The 19666-nt window shown below is 31.8% G+C and carries 22 protein-coding genes; 12 read left to right on the top strand and 10 right to left on the bottom strand.

The genetic code is table 11. The features are described 5' to 3' along the window. Nucleotides 1-73: 73 nt before the first annotated feature. Nucleotides 74-2161, top strand: a complete 2088-nt coding sequence (locus tag ACVC5O_RS10190; protein ID WP_452221379.1) for an alpha-ketoacid dehydrogenase subunit alpha/beta — start codon at nucleotides 74-76, stop codon at nucleotides 2159-2161. A 40-nt stretch (nucleotides 2162-2201) separates the two neighbouring features. Beyond that, the gene (locus ACVC5O_RS10185; RefSeq protein WP_452221378.1) at nucleotides 2202-2528 is read left to right on the top strand and encodes a thermonuclease family protein; all 327 of its coding nucleotides are present in this window, start codon (nucleotides 2202-2204) and stop codon (nucleotides 2526-2528) included. Between the two features lie 38 nt (nucleotides 2529-2566). Here the strand turns inward: ACVC5O_RS10185 and ACVC5O_RS10180 are convergent, their stop codons facing one another. Genes ACVC5O_RS10180 through ACVC5O_RS10170 form a run of 3 tightly spaced genes read right to left on the bottom strand, consistent with a single transcriptional unit; the run spans nucleotide 2567 to nucleotide 5293 of the window. Beyond that, a complete protein-coding gene (locus ACVC5O_RS10180; RefSeq protein ID WP_452221377.1) occupies nucleotides 2567-3115 on the bottom strand; it encodes a DUF4136 domain-containing protein in 549 nt (182 codons plus the stop codon). A 19-nt stretch (nucleotides 3116-3134) separates the two neighbouring features. After that, a complete protein-coding gene (locus ACVC5O_RS10175; RefSeq protein WP_452221376.1) occupies nucleotides 3135-5114 on the bottom strand; it encodes a urocanate hydratase in 1980 nt (659 codons plus the stop codon). Nucleotides 5115-5128: 14 nt separating this feature from the next. Next, complete coding sequence (locus ACVC5O_RS10170; RefSeq protein ID WP_452221375.1) at nucleotides 5129-5293, bottom strand: DUF5522 domain-containing protein; 165 nt, start codon at nucleotides 5291-5293, stop codon at nucleotides 5129-5131. An 81-nt stretch (nucleotides 5294-5374) separates the two neighbouring features. Between ACVC5O_RS10170 and ACVC5O_RS10165 the strand changes: the two genes are divergently transcribed. From ACVC5O_RS10165 to hemL, 4 genes are read left to right on the top strand one after another with little or no spacing between them, the layout of a single operon-like run. Then, complete coding sequence (locus ACVC5O_RS10165) at nucleotides 5375-5713, top strand: hypothetical protein (protein WP_452221374.1); 339 nt, start codon at nucleotides 5375-5377, stop codon at nucleotides 5711-5713. After that, complete coding sequence (locus ACVC5O_RS10160; RefSeq protein ID WP_452221373.1) at nucleotides 5703-6614, top strand: 1-aminocyclopropane-1-carboxylate deaminase/D-cysteine desulfhydrase; 912 nt, start codon at nucleotides 5703-5705, stop codon at nucleotides 6612-6614. The genes ACVC5O_RS10165 and ACVC5O_RS10160 overlap by 11 nt, the downstream gene beginning before the upstream one ends. 3 nt (nucleotides 6615-6617) lie before the next feature. Further along, nucleotides 6618-7436 (top strand): glucosaminidase domain-containing protein, encoded by an 819-nt coding sequence (locus ACVC5O_RS10155; protein WP_452221372.1) that lies wholly within the window; start codon nucleotides 6618-6620, stop codon nucleotides 7434-7436. Nucleotides 7437-7441: 5 nt separating this feature from the next. After that, nucleotides 7442-8728 (top strand): glutamate-1-semialdehyde 2,1-aminomutase, encoded by a 1287-nt coding sequence (hemL, locus tag ACVC5O_RS10150; protein ID WP_452221371.1) that lies wholly within the window; start codon nucleotides 7442-7444, stop codon nucleotides 8726-8728. A gap of 94 nt (nucleotides 8729-8822) precedes the next feature. Here hemL and ACVC5O_RS10145 read toward each other — a convergent pair whose 3' ends face one another. The 3 genes from ACVC5O_RS10145 to ACVC5O_RS10135 all read right to left on the bottom strand — a co-directional run bounded on the left by ACVC5O_RS10145 (nucleotide 8823) and on the right by ACVC5O_RS10135 (nucleotide 11414). Further along, a complete protein-coding gene (locus ACVC5O_RS10145; RefSeq protein WP_452221370.1) occupies nucleotides 8823-9215 on the bottom strand; it encodes a hypothetical protein in 393 nt (130 codons plus the stop codon). Nucleotides 9216-9347: 132 nt separating this feature from the next. Beyond that, a complete protein-coding gene (locus ACVC5O_RS10140) occupies nucleotides 9348-9824 on the bottom strand; it encodes a hypothetical protein (RefSeq protein ID WP_452221369.1) in 477 nt (158 codons plus the stop codon). Nucleotides 9825-9902: 78 nt separating this feature from the next. Continuing rightward, the gene (locus ACVC5O_RS10135; protein WP_452221368.1) at nucleotides 9903-11414 is read right to left on the bottom strand and encodes a hypothetical protein; all 1512 of its coding nucleotides are present in this window, start codon (nucleotides 11412-11414) and stop codon (nucleotides 9903-9905) included. A 151-nt stretch (nucleotides 11415-11565) separates the two neighbouring features. Between ACVC5O_RS10135 and ACVC5O_RS10130 the strand changes: the two genes are divergently transcribed. From ACVC5O_RS10130 to ACVC5O_RS10115, 4 genes are read left to right on the top strand one after another with little or no spacing between them, the layout of a single operon-like run. After that, on the top strand, nucleotides 11566-11715 hold the full coding sequence (locus tag ACVC5O_RS10130; protein ID WP_452221367.1) for a hypothetical protein: 150 nt from the start codon (nucleotides 11566-11568) through the stop codon (nucleotides 11713-11715). A gap of 1 nt (nucleotide 11716) precedes the next feature. Further along, on the top strand, nucleotides 11717-12184 hold the full coding sequence (locus ACVC5O_RS10125) for a hypothetical protein (protein WP_452221366.1): 468 nt from the start codon (nucleotides 11717-11719) through the stop codon (nucleotides 12182-12184). A gap of 3 nt (nucleotides 12185-12187) precedes the next feature. Beyond that, the gene (locus tag ACVC5O_RS10120) at nucleotides 12188-12946 is read left to right on the top strand and encodes a ceramidase domain-containing protein (protein ID WP_452221365.1); all 759 of its coding nucleotides are present in this window, start codon (nucleotides 12188-12190) and stop codon (nucleotides 12944-12946) included. Nucleotides 12947-12964: 18 nt separating this feature from the next. Next, a complete protein-coding gene (locus ACVC5O_RS10115) occupies nucleotides 12965-13447 on the top strand; it encodes a hypothetical protein (RefSeq protein WP_452221364.1) in 483 nt (160 codons plus the stop codon). A gap of 140 nt (nucleotides 13448-13587) precedes the next feature. Here the strand turns inward: ACVC5O_RS10115 and ACVC5O_RS10110 are convergent, their stop codons facing one another. The 4 genes from ACVC5O_RS10110 to lysS all read right to left on the bottom strand — a co-directional run bounded on the left by ACVC5O_RS10110 (nucleotide 13588) and on the right by lysS (nucleotide 18603). Next, nucleotides 13588-14832 (bottom strand): fibronectin type III domain-containing protein, encoded by a 1245-nt coding sequence (locus tag ACVC5O_RS10110; RefSeq protein ID WP_452221363.1) that lies wholly within the window; start codon nucleotides 14830-14832, stop codon nucleotides 13588-13590. A gap of 128 nt (nucleotides 14833-14960) precedes the next feature. Beyond that, the gene (locus ACVC5O_RS10105; protein ID WP_452221362.1) at nucleotides 14961-15761 is read right to left on the bottom strand and encodes a hypothetical protein; all 801 of its coding nucleotides are present in this window, start codon (nucleotides 15759-15761) and stop codon (nucleotides 14961-14963) included. Between the two features lie 331 nt (nucleotides 15762-16092). After that, nucleotides 16093-16866 (bottom strand): hypothetical protein, encoded by a 774-nt coding sequence (locus ACVC5O_RS10100; RefSeq protein WP_452221361.1) that lies wholly within the window; start codon nucleotides 16864-16866, stop codon nucleotides 16093-16095. A gap of 42 nt (nucleotides 16867-16908) precedes the next feature. After that, nucleotides 16909-18603, bottom strand: coding sequence for a lysine--tRNA ligase (gene lysS / locus ACVC5O_RS10095; protein ID WP_452221360.1), 1695 nt, complete (start codon nucleotides 18601-18603; stop codon nucleotides 16909-16911). Between the two features lie 103 nt (nucleotides 18604-18706). Here lysS and ACVC5O_RS10090 point away from each other — a divergent pair, with 103 nt between their 5' ends. Continuing rightward, nucleotides 18707-18865, top strand: a complete 159-nt coding sequence (locus ACVC5O_RS10090) for a YqaE/Pmp3 family membrane protein (protein WP_452221359.1) — start codon at nucleotides 18707-18709, stop codon at nucleotides 18863-18865. A 42-nt stretch (nucleotides 18866-18907) separates the two neighbouring features. Beyond that, on the top strand, nucleotides 18908-19663 hold the full coding sequence (locus ACVC5O_RS10085; protein ID WP_452221358.1) for a hypothetical protein: 756 nt from the start codon (nucleotides 18908-18910) through the stop codon (nucleotides 19661-19663). Nucleotides 19664-19666: the final 3 nt, after the last annotated feature.

The following is a 19666-nucleotide window of genomic DNA, read 5'->3' as shown; positions in this document are numbered from 1 at the left end:
CAAAGCGAAGAGAAGAATCTTATGATGAGATTTCAACCAAGTTTCTTTTCTAACAATGACAAAGCATATAAAAATGAATAAAGACAAACTAAAAAAAGGATTTTCTAAACTCTGCACAGCAAAAGCTATGGCAGAATTATACGAAGCAAATTTTAAACAAGTTTCAAAATACGTACACGCAACATCTCGTGGACATGAAGCAATACAAATAGCATTAGGTTTGCAATTATTACCACAAGATTATGCATTTCCCTATTACAGGGATGATGCGATGTTGTTGTCTTTTGGGTTAGAACCCTACGATTTAATGTTGCAACTATTAGCCAAAAAAGACGATCCGTTTTCTGGTGGAAAAACCTATTATTCGCATCCAAGTTTAAAAGATGAAGATAAACCTAAAATCCCGCACCAATCCTCTGCAACAGGTATGCAAGCTATTCCAGCAACAGGAGTTGCCATGGGAATGCAATACATAGAAAAACAAGGCGCGGAAAATATAGAATTGAGTGAACACATAAAGGCTTCCTTCCCTTCGGGAAGGATTGAGGATGGGATTGTAGTCTGTTCTCTAGGAGACGCCTCAGTAACCGAAGGTGAAATTGCAGAAGCCTTCCAAATGGCAGCGTTAAAACAAATGCCAATCTTATATTTGGTACAAGATAATGGTTGGGATATTTCGGCAAATGCTGCAGAAACAAGAGCTCAAAACGCTTTTGAATATGCGCAAGGATTTCATGGTTTGGAAGCGATTTCTATTGATGGTGCAAATTTTATAGAAAGTTATGAAGCTATTGAAAAAGTGATTACTACCATTAGAAAAGAAAGACGACCTTTTATAGTACATGCTAAAGTTCCGTTACTTAATCATCATACTTCAGGAGTTAGAATGGAATGGTATCGTGATGATTTAGAAGAGGCTCGTTCTCGAGATCCTTATCCAGTTATTAAAAAACAGTTGTTAGATAATGGTTTTTCTTCGGAAGAAATTGAAGTTATAGAAAATTCCGCGAAAGCGAAAGTACAAGCAGATTTTGAAAAAGCATTAAAAGCTGAAGATCCAAAACCTGAAGATTTGTTTACGAACGATTTTGCACCAACACCAATTACAGAAGAAAAAGGAACACGTTCACCAGAAGGAGCAGAAAAAGTAGTGATGGTAGATTGTGCTTTATTTGCCGTTGAAGAATTAATGCGAAAACACAAAGAGTGTTTGTTATATGGTCAAGATGTTGGTGGAAGATTAGGAGGTGTTTTTAGAGAAGCAGCCACTTTAGCACAAAAATTTGGTGATGATCGCGTTTTCAATACACCAATTCAAGAGGCCTTTATTGTAGGCTCAACGGTTGGTATGTCTGCAGTTGGATTAAAGCCAATTGTTGAGGTTCAGTTTGCAGATTATATTTGGCCTGGATTAAATCAGTTATTTACAGAAGTAAGTAGAAGTTGCTATTTAAGTAACGGAAAATGGCCAGTAAGTATGATACTTAGAGTCCCTATTGGTGCCTACGGAAGTGGTGGACCTTATCACTCGTCTTCTGTAGAAAGTGTAATTACAAACATTAGAGGTATAAAAATTGCCTATCCTAGTAATGGAGCAGATTTAAAAGGATTGATGAAAGCAGCCTATTACGATCCTAATCCAGTAGTTATTCTAGAACACAAAGGTTTGTATTGGTCTAAAGTAAAAGGCACAGAAGGAGCAACCTCTGTTGAGCCAAGTGAAGATTATGTATTACCATTTGGTAAAGCTTGGGTTTTACAAGAAATTTGGAAGCAAGAAAACGTTGAAACTTTAACCATTGTTACTTATGGTATGGGAGTACATTGGGCAATGAACGCTTCTGAAGTATTAGATATGAAAGATCAAATTGAAGTGATTGATTTACGTACTTTATTTCCTTTAGATGAAAATACCATCATGAAATCTGTTAAGAAAACTGGGAAATGTTTAGTGGTTACAGAAGAGCCATCTAATAATAGTTTTGCAAGAGCTCTAGCAGGTAAAATACAAGAAGAATGTTTTAAATATTTAGATGCTCCAGTAATGACAATTGGAAGTGAAAATATGCCAGCAATACCTTTAAATAGTACTTTAGAGGAAACTATGATTCCTTCAACAGAAAAAGTTAAGATAAAAATAAAGCAATTATTAGCGTATTAATTAGTAACTTGTTGTAGGTTTTAACATTAAAAATAAAATTATGTATCATTATAAAGCAAAAATTATAAGCGTATATGATGGAGATACTGTTACTGCTATAGTGGATTTAGGATTTTTACATTCTCAAGAAATGAAATTACGTTTATTAGGTATAGATACTCCAGAGATGAGAGGTCCAGAAAAGGTTGAAGGGAAAAAAGTACGTGATATTTTAAGAGAGATGATTTTAGATAAGGAAGTAGAAATACATACTTATAAAGATAAACAAGGTAAATATGGGCGTTATTTAGCTAGTATTGTTTTAGATGGTTTAGATGTAAACCAATGGTTAGTTGATAATGGTCATGCAGAGCCTTATTATCCTTAAAAAAAATGCAACTCATTGAGTTGCATTTTTTTAATATCTTATTTTTCTAAACCAGGAGGATATTTCTCCATTATTTTTGTTACAAATTCTTTAATACGTTCTTCTTTTTTCTCCATGTTTCTAGTAAGGTAGCCACTACCTTGCCCTTGCCACACAAGTTCTTTTTTCTTAGCATCTATTAAGTCAATAAAAAGTTGACCTTCAGTACTTGTTGACACTGCTGGTTGATTCCAACCCCAGCCCCATCCAGGACCAAAGCCTCCCCAGCCCCAGCCACCATAACCCCAAGAGTTATTATAAACATTTACTCGCTGTTGCGACTTTGTAAAAATACTTACTAATAAATCGGGATTTTCAGATTTTGTATAACCTTTAGCCATTAGCTCAGATTCTATAGCACGTAAAATTCTACGTTTATCCAAATCACTAATTTCGGCTTTATCAATTCCTGTTTTAAAAAAAGCAAAGGTTTTAAAATTATTAAAATTTGCTTGTTTGTCGTAATCTGCAGCAACTCTTACTGAGCTACATGATGAAACAGCTACAACTATTAGAAGTAGCGATGTAATGGTAAGTAGTTTTTTCATAGGTACAATATTTAAATTATTAATCCAATAATGCATCGTTTACGTAATTTGGGAGCGTTACTTTTAAATTAGGTTCTGCTTCCATTGCTCTTTTTATAGCAAAAACGGCTTCATTATTTCTAGCCCAACTTCTTCTGGCTATACCATTATTAACATCCCAAAAAAGCATAGATTTTAGACGTTTTGATGCTTCTTTACTACCATCAAGAACCATACCAAAACCTCCGTTTATAACTTCTCCCCAGCCAACACCACCACCATTGTGGATGCTTACCCAAGTGGCTCCTCTAAAGCTATCTCCAATAACATTATGGATAGCCATGTCTGCTGTAAAGCGTGATCCATCGTATATATTACTAGTTTCTCTATATGGAGAATCTGTTCCAGAAACATCATGATGATCGCGACCTAAAATTACAGTTTCTATTTCACCAATTGCAATTGCATTATTAAAAGCTTCTGCTATTTTCATGCGTCCTTCTGCATCTGCATATAATATTCTTGCTTGCGAGCCTACGACCAATTTATTTTCTTGAGCTCCTTTAATCCATTGTATATTATCAGCCATTTGTTGCTGGATTTCTTTTGGAGAATTCTTTTTAATGTCTTCTAAAACCTTACAGGCAATAGCATCTGTTTTTGCTAAATCTTCTGGTTTCCCTGAGGCACAAACCCAACGAAATGGTCCGAACCCATAATCAAAACACATTGGACCCATAATATCTTGCACGTAACTTGGATATTTAAAATCAATCCCATTATCAGCCATTATATTTGCTCCAGCACGCGACGCTTCTAATAAAAAGGCATTGCCGTAATCAAAAAAGTAAGTGCCTTTTGCAGTGTGTTTGTTAACAGCTTCTGCATGGCGACGTAAAGTTTCTTGTACCTTTTCTTTAAACAAATCAGGATTGTTAGCCATCATTTCATTAGCTTCTTCAAAAGAAATGCCAGCAGGATAATAACCTCCAGCCCAAGGATTATGAAGTGAAGTTTGATCGCTTCCTAAATCTATATGTATGTTTGCTTCTTCAAATTTTTCCCAAACGTCCACTATATTTCCTAAATAGGCTAGTGAAATCGTCTCTTTTTCAGCTTTAGCTTTATTAACACGATTTACAAGTGTATTTAAATCGGTTATTTTCTCATCTATCCAACCTTGGTCTAGCCTAACTTGTGTTATTTTAGGGTTTACTTCTGCACAAACAGTAATGCAGCCAGCAATGTTACCAGCCTTTGGCTGTGCGCCAGACATACCACCTAATCCAGAGGTTACAAAAAGATTACCCTTAGGTTCTTTTTTAATTTTTCTAAAACCATTTAATACTGTAATTGTTGTACCATGTACTATACCTTGAGGTCCAATATACATATAGCTACCTGCAGTCATTTGACCATATTGCGTAACTCCTAAAGCATTAAATTTTTCCCAATCGTCTGGTTTGGAATAATTTGGAATCATCATGCCATTAGTCACTACAACTCTTGGTGCTTCTTTGTGAGAAGGGAATAATCCCATAGGATGGCCAGAGTACATTACGAGTGTTTGCTCGTCATTCATTTCGGCCAAATATTTCATTGTTAATCTGTATTGCGCCCAATTAGAAAACACGCCTCCATTACCACCATAAGTAATTAACTCATGAGGATGTTGTGCTACAGCATAATCTAAATTATTCTGAATCATTAACATTATAGCTGCTGCTTGTTTGGACTTTGCAGGATAGTCGCTTATTGGTCTTGCGTACATTTTGTAATCTGGACGAAGGCGATACATATAAATTCTTCCGTAAGTGTTTAGCTCACTTTTAAACTCAGGCAATAATGTCTTATGGTGTTTTTTATCAAAATAGCGTAAGGCATTTTTTAATGCTAATCTTTCTTCTTCTTTAGAGAGAATAGCCTTGCGTTTTGGCGCATGATTAATTGAGGTGTCATAGGCTTTTGGTTGTGGTAAACTTTCTGGTATTCCTTCTAAAATTTGGTCTTTAAATGTCATATTTTTTGGAGACTTTACTTTTTTTTTAATGTTGTTTTTGCATTAAATCCGTAGGGACAATGCCTGCATCCACTTTGGCAGCAGTAGCCGCGTTTTAAGTGGTATTGCTCAGTAAAACAGCGATAACCTTCGGGAGTTAAATAATAATCGCCTTCTTCGACTGGGATAATCTTCTTCATATTGCAAATATAATGTAAATTCGAAGAAATATTTTTTGTTATACTTGCAATTATTCAGTTAAAAAACAGACGATTTAGATAATGATTTTATTTTCAAAATATATAGTGCCAAAAGGTTATGTTGGGATAACAATTTTTCCTTTTGTGTTTCTAAAAAGTAAAACGTTAAAAAATGATATGGTTTTGATTAATCATGAAAAAATTCATTTGCGTCAACAAATTGAATTTTTAGTTTTTCCTTTTTATATCCTATATGTTTTAGAATTTATAATACGATTATTTCAATATAAAAACTGGCATTTAGCTTATAAAAATATTTCATTTGAAAGAGAGGCTTACAAAAATGAAGCTAATTTTAACTACTTACAAAAACGTCCTTTTTGGAATTTTTTAAATTATATGTCTTTAAATGATTTTTAATTTTAAAAATATAGAAAACCAAGAAATCACACTTCCATTTACTACAACTATAAAATTGTTTTTAAAGCGAGAAGACACCATTCATCCCTTTATTTCTGGTAATAAATACAGGAAATTAAAATATAATTTAGAAGATGCAAAGTTAAAAAATCACCATACGTTATTAACTTTTGGAGGTGCGTTTTCTAATCATTTAGCAGCAACAGCTTCTGCAGGAAACGCTTTTGGGTTCAAAACCATAGGTGTGGTACGAGGCGAAGAATTAGAGGATAAAATAGAAACAAATCCAACCCTTAGTTATGCTAAATCACAAGGAATGGAATTTAAATTTGTGGACAGAACAAGCTTTAGAAATAAAAATAATGAAGAGTTTATTAAGAAACTAAAACTACAATTTGGAGCGTTTTATATTATACCAGAAGGAGGTACAAATACATTAGCTGTTAAAGGCTGCGAAGAGATTTTAAAAGCTAACGATGCTGAGTTTGATTACGTGTGTGCTTCGGTTGGAACTGGAGGCACAATCGCTGGTTTAATAAATTGTTTAAAACCTGGTCAACAAGTTTTAGGATTTCCTGCGTTAAAAGGTGATTTTTTAAAGGAAGATATTAGTAAATTTGCAACTCAAGACCAATGGCAATTAATTACAGCCTATCATTTTGGAGGTTATGCCAAAATAAATGCTGATTTAGTTGCGTTTATAAACAGGTTTAAAGCAGAACAAAATGTTGCTTTAGATCCTATTTATACAGGAAAAATGATGTTTGGGTTATATGATTTAATTAAAAACAATTATTTTAAAGAAGGGTCTAATATTTTAGCAATACATACAGGAGGTTTACAAGGAATTGATGGTATGAATGCAAGATTGAAACAGAAGAATTTACCATTAATACAATAAGTAATGAAAAAAATAATTATACTTTTTTTACTAGCTAGTTTTGTAATGAGTTGCGGCTCTAAGAAACGAGTGATTACCAAAAAAGGAAAACAAGATACTACTGAAACTGTTGTTAAAACTAAACGAAAAAAGAAGAGGAAGAAGAAAGTAATCAAACCAGAAGAACCAGAAGTAGTTGTTAAATCCACTCCAGAAGTATATGCCAATGCAACTGAAGAATATATTGCTATTTTTAGTGATATTGCACAAGAAGAAATGCGCTTATATAAAATACCTGCAAGTATAACTTTAGCACAAGGAATTTTAGAATCTGGCTCTGGAAAAGGCCGTTTATCTACCGAAGCAAATAACCATTTTGGAATTAAATGCCATGAGTGGACAGGAGCAAAAATTTACCATGATGACGATGCCTCACAAGAATGTTTTAGAAAGTATAATAATGCAAAATATTCGTTTAGAGACCACTCACTATTTTTAAAAGAAAGAAAACGATATTACAAGCTTTTTGAGCTTGAAGAAGATGATTATAAAAGTTGGGCAAAAGAGTTAAGAGCTGCAGGTTATGCTACAGATAGGAAATACCCTCAAAAATTAATTAGTATAATCGAACGCTATCAATTGTATCGTTTTGATGCAGATGTTTTAGGAAAAACCTCTGGACCAAACGATAAACACGTAGTTGGTGCAGGAGATACTCTCTATTCACTATCTAAAAAATATAAAATATCTATAGAAGAACTAAAATCCTTAAATGGTTTAGAAAATGACACCTTATTTGTAGGCCAAGTTCTTTATGTTAAACCCTTACCAAAAGATTATTAATTTTTATGATTTATAAACGTAGTAGTGCCTTATTCGCTGAGGCAGAACGTGTTATTCCTGGAGGTGTGAACTCTCCAGTTCGAGCATTTAAAGGTGTTGGAGGTACTCCAATATTTGTAAAAAAAGCAAAAGGAGCTTATTTATTTGATGAGGATGGAAACCAATTAATAGATTACATAAATTCTTGGGGACCAATGATTTTAGGTCATGCTTACCAGCCTGTTGTTAATGCAGTAGTTGAAAAAGCAAAATTAGGTACCTCCTTTGGTATGCCTACAGAAATTGAAACAAAAATTGCAGAGTTAGCTGTTTCTATGGTGCCAAATATTGATAAAATTAGATTTGTAAATTCTGGCACAGAAGCTTGTATGAGTGCAGTGCGTTTAGCTAGAGGTTACACAAAAAGAGATAAAATTATAAAATTTGCTGGCTGTTACCATGGACATAGTGATTCCTTTTTAATACAAGCAGGAAGTGGTGCAATTACTTTTGGCACACCAAATAGTCCTGGTGTAACTAAAGGCACAGCAAAAGACACATTGCTTGCTCATTATAATGATTTAGATAGTGTTAAGGCTTTAATAAAAGCTAATCCAAATGAAATAGCCTGTATAATTATAGAACCTGTAGCAGGTAATATGGGTTGTATTCCACCAAAAGAAGGGTTTTTAGAAGGCTTAAGAACATTGTGTACAAACCATAATATTTTATTGATTTTAGATGAAGTAATGACGGGTTTTAGACTCGCAAAAGGAGGAGCACAAGAACTTTTAGGAGTAGATGCAGATATTGTGTGTTTTGGTAAAGTGATTGGAGGAGGCTTGCCTGTAGGAGCGTTTGCTGCTCGAGAGGAAATAATGAATTATTTAGCACCTTTAGGTCCTGTCTATCAAGCAGGTACATTAAGTGGAAATCCTCTAGCTATGGCAGCAGGCTTGGCAATGTTAACAGAGCTAAATGCTGATGCTGATGTTTTTAAACGTTTAGCTAAAAAAACAGCTTATTTGCATAAGGGTTTAGCAGAAGTTTTAGAGAAGCAAAACATTACTCATACCATAAATAGAATAGGATCTATGATTTCTGTGCATTTTGCCGAAGATGAGGTTGTAGATTTTAAAAGTGCAGCCAAAGGTGATAACGATATCTTTAAAACATTTTTCCATGGGATGCTAAATAATGGCATTTATATTGCTCCAAGTGCTTACGAAACTTGGTTTATTACAGATGCGTTAACCTATAAAGATTTAGATGCTACTATTGCAGCTTGCGATAAAGTTGCACAGACTTTATAAAAATAATAGTATAACACAAACATTAGAACATAAAAAAGGCGACCAAATGGTCGCCTTTTTTATATGAAATTTTAAAATCTAATTTTTTTTTATATTATTTTTTAGATTTTGAAACTATTGTGCCTTTAGCTTGTGTTGTTGGAAGCTGTAATCCGGAAATATTAGTAAATTTTGCGTATTGTTCTGAGCTTAAAATACCTTGCATTTTAGTCATTAACGTTGTTGTTATTTTTTGCTTATCCATATCGTAAGATGAAGATGGTGTAGCAGTATTGTTTTTTTCTAATTTTGCAATGTTTGTTTCGTATTGCTTGTATGCTTGGTAAACCTCTTCTTGAGTATCTTTATTTAACTTTAAAGATTGATTTAAATTTGCAGCTGTTTCAGCAGCTTTTTTGTTAAGCTCTACTTTGTTTTGTGCTTGTAAGTCTTGTGTGTTAAAAAGTATAGCTACAGCAAATAAGCAAAATGTAATTAGTTTTTTCATAATAATAGTGTTAAAAGGTATTTATATCTCAAAGTAACACTTTTTGGTTCATATTAGCAAATAAAAAAGTGCAGATTAGATAATCTACACTTTTTACAAACTAAAAACTAACTAAAATCAAATTCAGCTAAACTATTTTTGTTTTTTATTACCTCTTTTTTTTCCTTTCATTTTATGTTTTCTCTTCATTGCTTTTTTTGCAAATCTTTTTTCCCATTTGGCATACTGCTCTGGGTTTAAAATGGTTTTCATTTGTCTTTTTTGCGCTATAGCTTTGTCTAATCTATCGTTAGTCATTTTTAAACGCTTTTCCTTAGAGGGCTTTTGTTTATCGTCTTTCGATTTTATTCTTTTTTCCATCATCGTTTTGCGCTCTTTGGCATTTTTAAGATTTATGGCTTGCACTTGTTGTTGTTGCGCATTGTTTAAATCTAAAAGTAAAGTCATTTTTTTGGTTTGGATTTGCGCCATCTCTTCTGGTGAGATGTCCTTTATATGTTCAAATCTTTCCATTTTATCTTTACCTCTTTCATTTCCTCTTTTTTCTTTGTCTTGCGCAGTTGCGTTTAGTCCTACTAAAGCTAAAGCAATTATCAATAATTTTTTCATTTTATAGTTTTTTAATGTTATTTAATGCTTTGACAGTTAATTTTAGAATTAGTTTAATTAGCAGTTGTATTTTAACTCCTAATTAACACGCTGTGCTTTTTCTACAAGCTCTAAAGTGGTTGTGTATAGTGCGTTTTTGTCCATTTTGCTTTTAAGCCAGGCATAAAAACTCATTACAAAAATATCTTCTTTTTTAGCATCTATCCACTCAAAAGAAGCTTCAACTTTAGCTTTAAATTGTGTTGTTGTAACTGCATTTGGATTTTTAGAGTACGCTTCTATAAAAGTTAAATAAGTAATTACGCGTTGTTGCTTTATGGTTTTTAGATAGTCGTAATAGCTTCTTTTAAAACTTAATAAACGCGAGTCCACAAGGTCTAAGTTTTCTAATTCTATGTGTAAAATAATTTCGATTAAATTCTTTTTTATAATCCATTCTTTACCTGCTTTACTTTCGTAATACCGATCTGTATGGTAAAAATTAGACATTAAATTAGAGGCTTTTTTATACTCTGATGCTTGCATGTAAAAAGTAATTAGACTTAAATAACTGTCTAAAAGTGTTTCTAAATCTTCGGATTTTTTTTGGAGTATTGGCTCTAGTAATGCTATAGCTTTAGCTTGTTGGTTGGAGTAATTTAGATTAAGTGCTAAAAGCAAATTGTATTTTAAATAGAAGGTGTTGTAGTGTTTTTTCTTATTAAGAATCATTTTGTCGTGCATAAGCTCTAAATAACTAATTGATGCTTTAAATTTTTTGTTTCTAAATAGCGTATTTGCAATTAGGTAAAGGACTTGGATGTGATAGTACAATTCTTTGTCCTTGCTTTTATGCTGCAATAAATTGGAGTAGGTTTGGATTAAAAAGGGTTCGGTTTTAAGGTAATCGTTTGTAGCAAATGCCGAAATACTTACAATAGTCATTAATTGATAAAGCGACTTAAACGACATAGAGTCGTTAATAGAAATATTGTGTTCGCTTAGTGTTTTAGTAAGTAAGGTTTCAAAATTTAAAATAGCTCCATTGTAATTAGCGTTAGTAATGGCTTGCCTAATTTTTGCATAGACTATATTTAGTTGATCTTCGAGATAATGATTTTTTTGGTTGGTTTTATACTGAGTAACTAGCGTGTTTAAATCTAAATCTGGATTTGCATAAGCGTATTGTATTTTAGTGTGATAGACTTCGTTTAAAATAGGGAAAAGGTAGTTTTCTTGCGCTATTGCTTCCGCTTTATATAATAATTTGTAAGCTACTTTATATTTTTTATTAAGAAGAAATGTTCTGGATGCCAAAATGTATTTAATGATTTTCATTTCGGTAGAATTTTCTTCTTCTAAAGTATTGTTTGCTATAAAATCGATAATCGATTGGTAGAGTCTTTTCCTTAAAGCATGATATGCAGCTTTGTTTTTGTTAGAATATATTTTTTTACAAATGCTACTTGAAGTCCACTTATTAGCGTGTATAAGTTTGAATAATTGTATGTTTTTGGTGTCTTTTCGTTTGTTCTTTTTTTCTAAATATGTTGTGAATTTCTGCTTTTCTTCTTCAGAAAAGGTGAGTATTATGGTGTTTAAATCTGTCATTTAATCGTTAGTAAAAAAATGTATAAGTGTTTGTTTTATTCATTTTAAAAAATAAATATACAATTTATATCGTCAGTTTTTTGTTAAAGTTGTGTTTTTAAAATTATGATGATATCGCAAATTTGTACTGTAATCATTAAAACAAAACAAGATGAAAACTCAAATTAAATTTACAGCCTTTATAGTTGTTTTAGGACTAGTTACTATTTTTTCTAAATCTATTCAACATGAGATTATTGATGCTTATACGCATTGTGTGTCTTATGTAGATGCTTTTTCAATACAACCTTTAGGCGTTTAATATGAAACTGAAGCAAGTAAATACTGCATTTATTGTTACTACAGGAGTTTCGGTTTTAGTATTTGTGTATTTGGTTTTTTTAGGATACGATGACATAAAAACAGCAAAGGATGTGATTAAAATTATCGCTTCGATAGTGTTTCCTATTCCTATGTTATTTTTTGTTCGGTTTATTTTAATCGAACATTTTATGCCAAAAAACACAGACGATTATAAGCTGCAAAACCAAAAACCTGCAACAATATTACTTATAGTCGCTGTAGTTAGTGGCTTAGCAATTATGCAATTGGTAGAGTTTTTAACACAACAAAAATTAGAAGACCAGCTTATTTTTGCTCACTTAATAAACTCCACAACTATAGGTAGTTACGTATTAAACTACGTGTTGTATAATAACTTAAAAGTAAACGGAATACTTAGCGGAACACTATTATCACTAGCTATACACGTGTTCTTTTTATCTCATTAATTTATGAATTTAGAACTAAGACATATTGAAAAAATTGGAATTTTAATTTTAGTAATTACAGGTTTAGTGATGGCTATAGTTTTGCTTAATGCACCTATAATTATACAAGAGCAATCGTACCATAATTTTATAGACACTAATACGATATTTGGCATTCCAAATTTTATGAATGTTATCTCCAATTTGCCGTTTTTAATCGTTGGGTGTTATGGATTTTTTAATTCTAAACAGAAAAGAAATATTCAATTTACGCTCTTATACCTTGGTATTATTGGCATAGCTTTCGGTTCATCTTATTATCATTTAAATCCAAATAATAATAGTTTAGTTTGGGATAGAATACCAATGACAATTGCTTTTATGGCAATACTATCTATAGTAATAAGCGAGTTTATTAATACGAAAATCGGAAAGCAGTTATTATTCCCTTTACTCATATTAGGTGTGTTTTCGGTATTATTTTGGATGCTTATGGATGATTTACGAATGTATGTATTTGTTCAGTTTTATCCAATTTTAGCTATTGTTATTATGCTAATGTTTTTTAAATCTAAAAATGGAAATAAAAAGGCATTTTGGATTTTGCTCTTCGCCTATGTTGTTGCAAAGTTATTTGAGTATTATGATTCAGTATTTTTTAATTCACTATTTGGAATTAGTGGACACACTTTAAAGCACATATTATCTGCAATTGGCTTATATGTGCTAATAAAATCTTTTAAAAGAGAAAGACAAACAGCTTCAATTGCAATAAAAATTTAATCATCAAAATTTAAACTTATGGAACTTTTAACACCAAAACAAAAACAAAAAAGTAATGTGAATAAACGTGAATTGTTATTTACATTTCAATTAATAATAGTAACTGGATTACTAGCATTTACAGCAATAGCGTTTTTTTTCTATAACAATTTAGCTATAGAGAAAGGTATTAAAGTTATTTTTGCACCTTTTTTATCTGTTGTCCCTTTATTATTTATTCTCTCTATTTTAAGAGATTTACGCAAAGGATTTAAGGAAGGAAATTATAGTAAACATGAAATTCTCCGTTTTGGACTAATTACAATAGGTATTACAGCTGCATTTACTGTTTTAACACACTTACTTTCGGAGATTGATGCTTTAGAAATTTTATTAGCAGCTATAATGGCCATATTAAGTATGGTGTTTTTTCTAAGAAGTAAAATAAAAGACATTTTAGGAATGAGCATTATTACTGGAATTGCCGAAGGTATTATTATTTATATGATCTTTTTGTTTTGATGATTGGTTAATTGTAAGTTAGCAATTAACCTGTAATGACACAGTTATAAAGCTGTGTCATTACTAATCAAAAAAAAAGTAAAATTTAAAAAGCCACATCGAATTAGATGTGGCTTTTATTTATAGTATAAAGGTAAATTTTAAAGTGAAGTTAAATACTCTTTAATTAATGCGTAACCTTCTGGATGTTGCATTGTTGTACCAATTAATGGCATACTTACACCTTCGTTATACGTTTTTAATCTAAAATCTATGCTAGAGCTTCTTTCTACAATCTTAGAGTCTGTTAAACTAGTTTCGTAAGATAATCGTAATTCACTCTGTACTCCACAATAGCCATCGTCTATATGGCAGTGTGCACAATTAATTTCAAAATAAGCTCTTGCTCGTTCTTCAAGCGTGTAGCTGGTATCTTTCCAATTAGGTAATGTTGGTAATGTATTTGGGTTTGGACTACCAGTAAGTTGGTTGTTAGCAATTAAATTTTCTAATTGGTTATTAAAATTAATAGATCTAATTTTTGGACCTATTGGTGTTCTCACTTGCGCATTATTATGGCATGAAAAGCAATCGTTATTATTAGGAATTTTATAATCTAAATTTCGTGTTCCTCCATCTGCATCTATATAAGTAACAGGTACAATTGCACCATCGTTGTTTAAAACAGCGTCTGTTTGCTCATTGTTCCAATGGTAATCGCCAAACTCCCAAACTCCGTTTTGTTTTATTAGGATACGTGTTTCAATAATTTTTTTTCCTTGACTTGGATCACCTTCATTATTATAATAAAAAAAGGTTTTAGCAATTAAAGTATTATCTGGAAAATCTGGTAATTCTGTAGCATTAACATAAGCCATAGATTCTCCTTCCGGAAGTGCAATTAAACGCTCTTTATAGGCATAATCAGAGAATAATGATGAATTTAATTCGTATTTAAACGCATAGATGCTAGGTTGTAAATCATTAAGTGCACCATTATAAATATGTAATTGAGACAGGTTAGGTAAAAATTCTGGAACAACTCTTGGCGGATTTGTAGTAAACGTAAGCGCATCACTAGGCATACTTTGGTTTGTACTACTACATAGAGTGGTAATATAGGCTTGGTAAGTAGTATTTGCAGTTAAGCCAGTAATTGTATAGCTGTTAGTGCTACTTGTGGCAAAAGTGCCATTACCTTGTGTAAAACCAGATATGCCATACTCAATAGTGTATTCTGCATCTACATTGTTGTTTTCCCAGGTTAATGTCGCATCTTCTATTCCAGTACTTACTACTTGTACATTTATAGGTGTTTCGCATTGAGGAACTGTAATTACATCGTCATCATCACTACATGAAACTATAACTAATAATGCCATTAAATAAAATTGAATTTTCTTCATCTTTAAATTTTAAAAACGTGAAAATAAAGATTTTAAGTTTAATATTAAAAAAAAAGAGAAACTACAAGATGGTAGTGTCTCTTTTTTACTTGTAAATTCTGTTTTATTAAATTCGCTTTAATGTAAGTCTAACATCCTATTAAACCAAAGCTTACAACAAACTCTTGATTTATATTTTCGCCTTTTTCATTTTTAGCAGGAGTCCATGTTCCTGGTAAATTTTTAATTAGATTAATCATGGTTTTATCTACTAATGGATATTTAGATGTTCTATCTAGCTTTATATTTTCAATTAATCCTTTTTTAGTTATTATAAAAAACAGTTTTGCTGGTTGTAGTTTTAATGGATCTACATTTGCTTCTAGTCTAGCATCTCTGCTATTTTCTCTTAAATAAGTTTTTAATGCGTCGTTACCTTCGGAATACTCTGCAAGTTTTTCGGTTACAACAGTAATATGAGGCGAAGAGAATTTATGTTCTAAATGGCCAGTTTCTTTGTTTATTTTTGTGTATTCTACTCTAATATTAAAATGTGAATTATAATCAAAAGATTGTAAAAGTTTACGTTGTGCTTCGGTTAAAACTTTCGAGTAGCCAATTTCTTTAGTCGTGGTTTGTCTTTCGTCTTTTATAACAATAATCTCTACAGATTTTAGTGTCGCAATACTATTGGTGTCTTCTTCGCCAATAAAATCTATAATGTGTTTTGCGTTGTGTACATCAGATTTTTTAAAAGGTTGAAACCTTGGTCCAACATCGTAAATAAAATCTGTAAAAAGGGCATTAGTTTTGGGTTCATTTGCCTTGGTAGTAGCTACAGCACTATCTTTTTTTTGTTCTGTTGCTTTGCTAGATTGATTAATTACATTAAAAGCTGTTAGGCTTAAAGTAATTAGTACTGCAGTAAAAAGTAGTATCTTCTTTTTCATAATGTGATAATTTTATGATTATTAATTTAACTGAAGTAAAACTAGAAGATACTTAAGTGTAAAGTGTCAATTAAATGTAAAAGAAGTGTGAAATTGTTTGAAAATGAAGGATTGAAACTAATTTGAGTTTTTGGCTGTAAACATAGCAATTAGTAATTTATGGTCGGATTGGGAATGTTGAAATTTTAATAGTCAATCTAAGAAGCATTCAAAAGAAAGCATTGAATTTTAAACCAAAATGAATAAAAAGCAATAAAGCGTAAAGTCCAAGACTATACGCTTTAAGTTTTTTGTTGAGCTTCATATTTGGTTTGAACTTACAAACTAGAAATTAATCGTTGTTATAAGTGTAAGTATATGTTGTAATATCGCCATCATAATTTTCAATTACTGTTCTTGGGTAGTTTGAAGCTGTATAAGTATATGAATAAGTTGTTATTTCACTATCCATTGTGGAGTTGTCTATAACTGTTTCATTTGTAATGTTATTTAATGTATAAAAAGTACCCTCGTTATTTTCTGAAAATAACCTTAATAATACTTCTCGATGCTCTAAATTTTTAAATGGTGCATTTTTGTTATCATACGTATATGTTGTTGTATAATAATTAAGCTCTGTGCCTTGAGTTATATTTCCATTTGCAATGGTTGAGGTAGAAGAATCTGGCGAAGGATTTGTAATTGATGATACTGTTACTAAAGAGTTATCACTATTATAGGCTACATTATATTCATAAACACCATCACCAATAATATTTGTTGTTATAGTACTAATTCTTCCTTCACTATCGTATGTGTAAGACTCTAAAATATCATCATCATTTAAAAAAACATCATTTATATTTGTTAATTTATCATCTACATAAACATAATTAGAGGTAATATTATCAAAATCTGAATAAGTATATTCTGCCTTTATAAGTCTTTCGCCTTGGTAAGTGTAATTAATAGTTTCTGTTTCACCATCTGATTCTACTATTACCAATTTGGTAGGTAAAATGGTGCTGTCTTCCATAGTTCCAGGATTAGGTTGGTCGTCAGAATTGCTTTCGCAAGCCATTAATGTTACTGCTATAATAGCAAAGGTGTACAATACTTTTTTCATAAGTTTTAAAGTTTTTAGTTACAACTAATATATATATTTTTTTTAAACTATTTCCACAAACAATCCATTATCCGTTTTTTCAACTTTTGCTAGATTGTTTTTTGTGAGTTCTTTAATAGTTTTATCCCATTTTTTATTACTTAAACCAGACTGTGATTTTAAATCTACAAGTTCTAATTTTCCAGCAGCTTTTAACGTTTTTAAAACCTCTTTAGCTTCGTCACTAATAGCTAACGCTTTTTTCTCTGGTCGCATTTGAGGGAAGAATAATACTTCTTGTATGCTTTGGTTGTTGGTCAAAAACATGATTAATCTATCCATTCCAATTCCCATTCCAGAAGTTGGTGGCATTCCATATTCTAAAGCACGTAAAAAGTCGTGATCTATAAATTCGGTAGCTTCGTCATCGCCTTTTGCTGCAAGCTTCAATTGGTGTTCAAAACGTTCGCGTTGGTCTATTGGGTCGTTTAACTCAGAATACGCATTTGCGATTTCTTTACCACAAACCATTAGTTCAAAACGTTCTGTTAATTCCGGATTATCTCTATGCTCTTTACATAAAGGACTCATTTCTTTTGGATAGTCTGTTATGAATGTTGGTTGGATGTAGTTTCCTTCGCATTTCTCACCAAAAATTTCATCAATTAGCTTTCCTTTTCCCATAGTTTCATCGACTTCAACTCCCATTCCTTTTGCAGCTTCGCGAATCTCGTCTTCGCTTTTACCTGTAATATCAAAACCTGTAAAGTTTTTGATTGAATCTGCCATGGTTACACGAGCATAAGGTGCTTTAAAATCTATTTCGTGTTTTCCAAATGTTGCTTTTGTTGTTCCGTTTACAGCAATTGCGCAATGCTCTAAAAGTGTCTCACAAAAATCCATCATCCAGTTATAATCCTTGTAAGCCACATAAATTTCCATTGCTGTAAACTCAGGATTATGGGTTCTGTCCATCCCTTCGTTTCTAAAATTTTTAGAGAACTCATACACACCATCAAAACCACCAACAATTAAACGTTTTAGGTATAACTCGTTAGCAATTCGCATATATAATGGAATGTCTAAACTGTTGTGATGTGTTATAAATGGACGAGCGGCTGCTCCTCCAGGAATAGGCTGTAAAATTGGAGTTTCTACTTCAAAATAACCAGCAGTATTAAAAAAATCGCGCATGGCATTAAAAAGCTTTGTACGCTTTATAAACACTTCTTTTACATGAGAGTTTACCACTAAATCAGCATAACGCTGTCTGTATCGTTGCTCAGGATCTGTAAAGGCGTCGTGTATTTTTCCATCGGCATCAACACGTGGTTGTGGCAAAGGTTTTAGCGCTTTACTTAGCACTTTAAAATCTTTTACCATTATGGTTTTTTCACCAACTTTGGTGGTAAATAATTCGCCTTCAATACCAATAAAATCTCCAATATCTAACAGTTTTTTATAAACAGTATTGTATTTAGTTTTATCGTCTCCAGTGCAAATTTCATCTCTATTAAAATATACTTGTATTCTACCTTCGCTATCTTGTAGCTCTGCAAAACTAGCGTTACCTTGAATACGACGCGACATTAATCTACCTGCAACAACTACAGTTCCTCCTTCCTTAAATTCCTCTTTTACACGTTTAGAAGTGTGCGTTAAAGGAAATAAATCTGCTGGATAAGGATTAATACCTAACTCACGTAAGCTGGCTAATTTTTCTCTTCTTACAAGTTCTTGCTCAGATAATTGCGACATAAAATATTGTATTGTGAAATTTAAAGCCACAAAGATAATGCTTTGTAACAAAATATAGGATGCAACGTCTAACAATTATCATCAATCAATTAAATCAAATTTTATGAGTTTTTGGAGAGTCTTACTTTCAATATTTTGTCCGCCTTTAGCAGTGTTAGATAAAGGTTGTGGCTCTATTTTAATTGTATTAATTCTATGGGTATGCGGTTGGATTCCAGGAGTTATTGCAGCACTAATTATATTAAATAATCCTAATAGATAAAAGTATTATCTTTGTAATCCGTTTAAATTAAATCATGTTATTATGAATAAACTAGTTGTCCCAATACTCTGTATTTTAACTTTATTTTTAACAAGTTGCCAGTTTTCTGAAAATATTTATATCAATGAAGATGGTAGTGGTAAAATGGAATTTGCTTTCGATGGTTCCCAACTTATGCAAATGGCAGGAGATAAAATGAAAGAAGGCAATGAAAAAGCTATGGATTCTACTTTTAGCTTTAAAGAGTTGTTTGATGCTAAACGCGATAGTATCTCTAAGCTTCCTGCAGAAGAACAAGAGAAATTAAAATCTTTAGAAAAATTTAGCATGCACATGAAAATGGATCCTGAAGCATCTTTAATGCAATTTGAAATGTTTACAGATTTTAAAAATGCTAGTGAACTGCAAGATATGTTTAAAGCGATGAATAATTTTAGTAATATGAAAGGCAAAGGAAAAGCAGAAGTAAATACTGCTAATAATCCTTTTTCGTCTTTAGGCGAAAATGGCGCAACAGAGCTAAAATATAATTACGATGGTAAAACGTTTAGCAGAAGCGTTACAGTTACAGACAAAGAATTGTACAAACAAATGACAGATAGTATAGGTGAAATGGGAGCAATGTTTGGCTCATCAACCTATAAATTAAATTATCATTTTCCAAAGCCAGTAAAATCAGTATCTAACGAGAATGCGATGTTTAGTGCAGACAGGAAAACAGTGACTTTAGAGTTTCCTTTTATGAAATACATGACAGATCCTGAAGCTTTAAATTTAGAGGTAATTTTAGAAGATTAAGCT

The organism is Lacinutrix salivirga, assembly GCF_053604675.1.
This window is presented reverse-complemented; position numbering and strand designations above follow the sequence as displayed.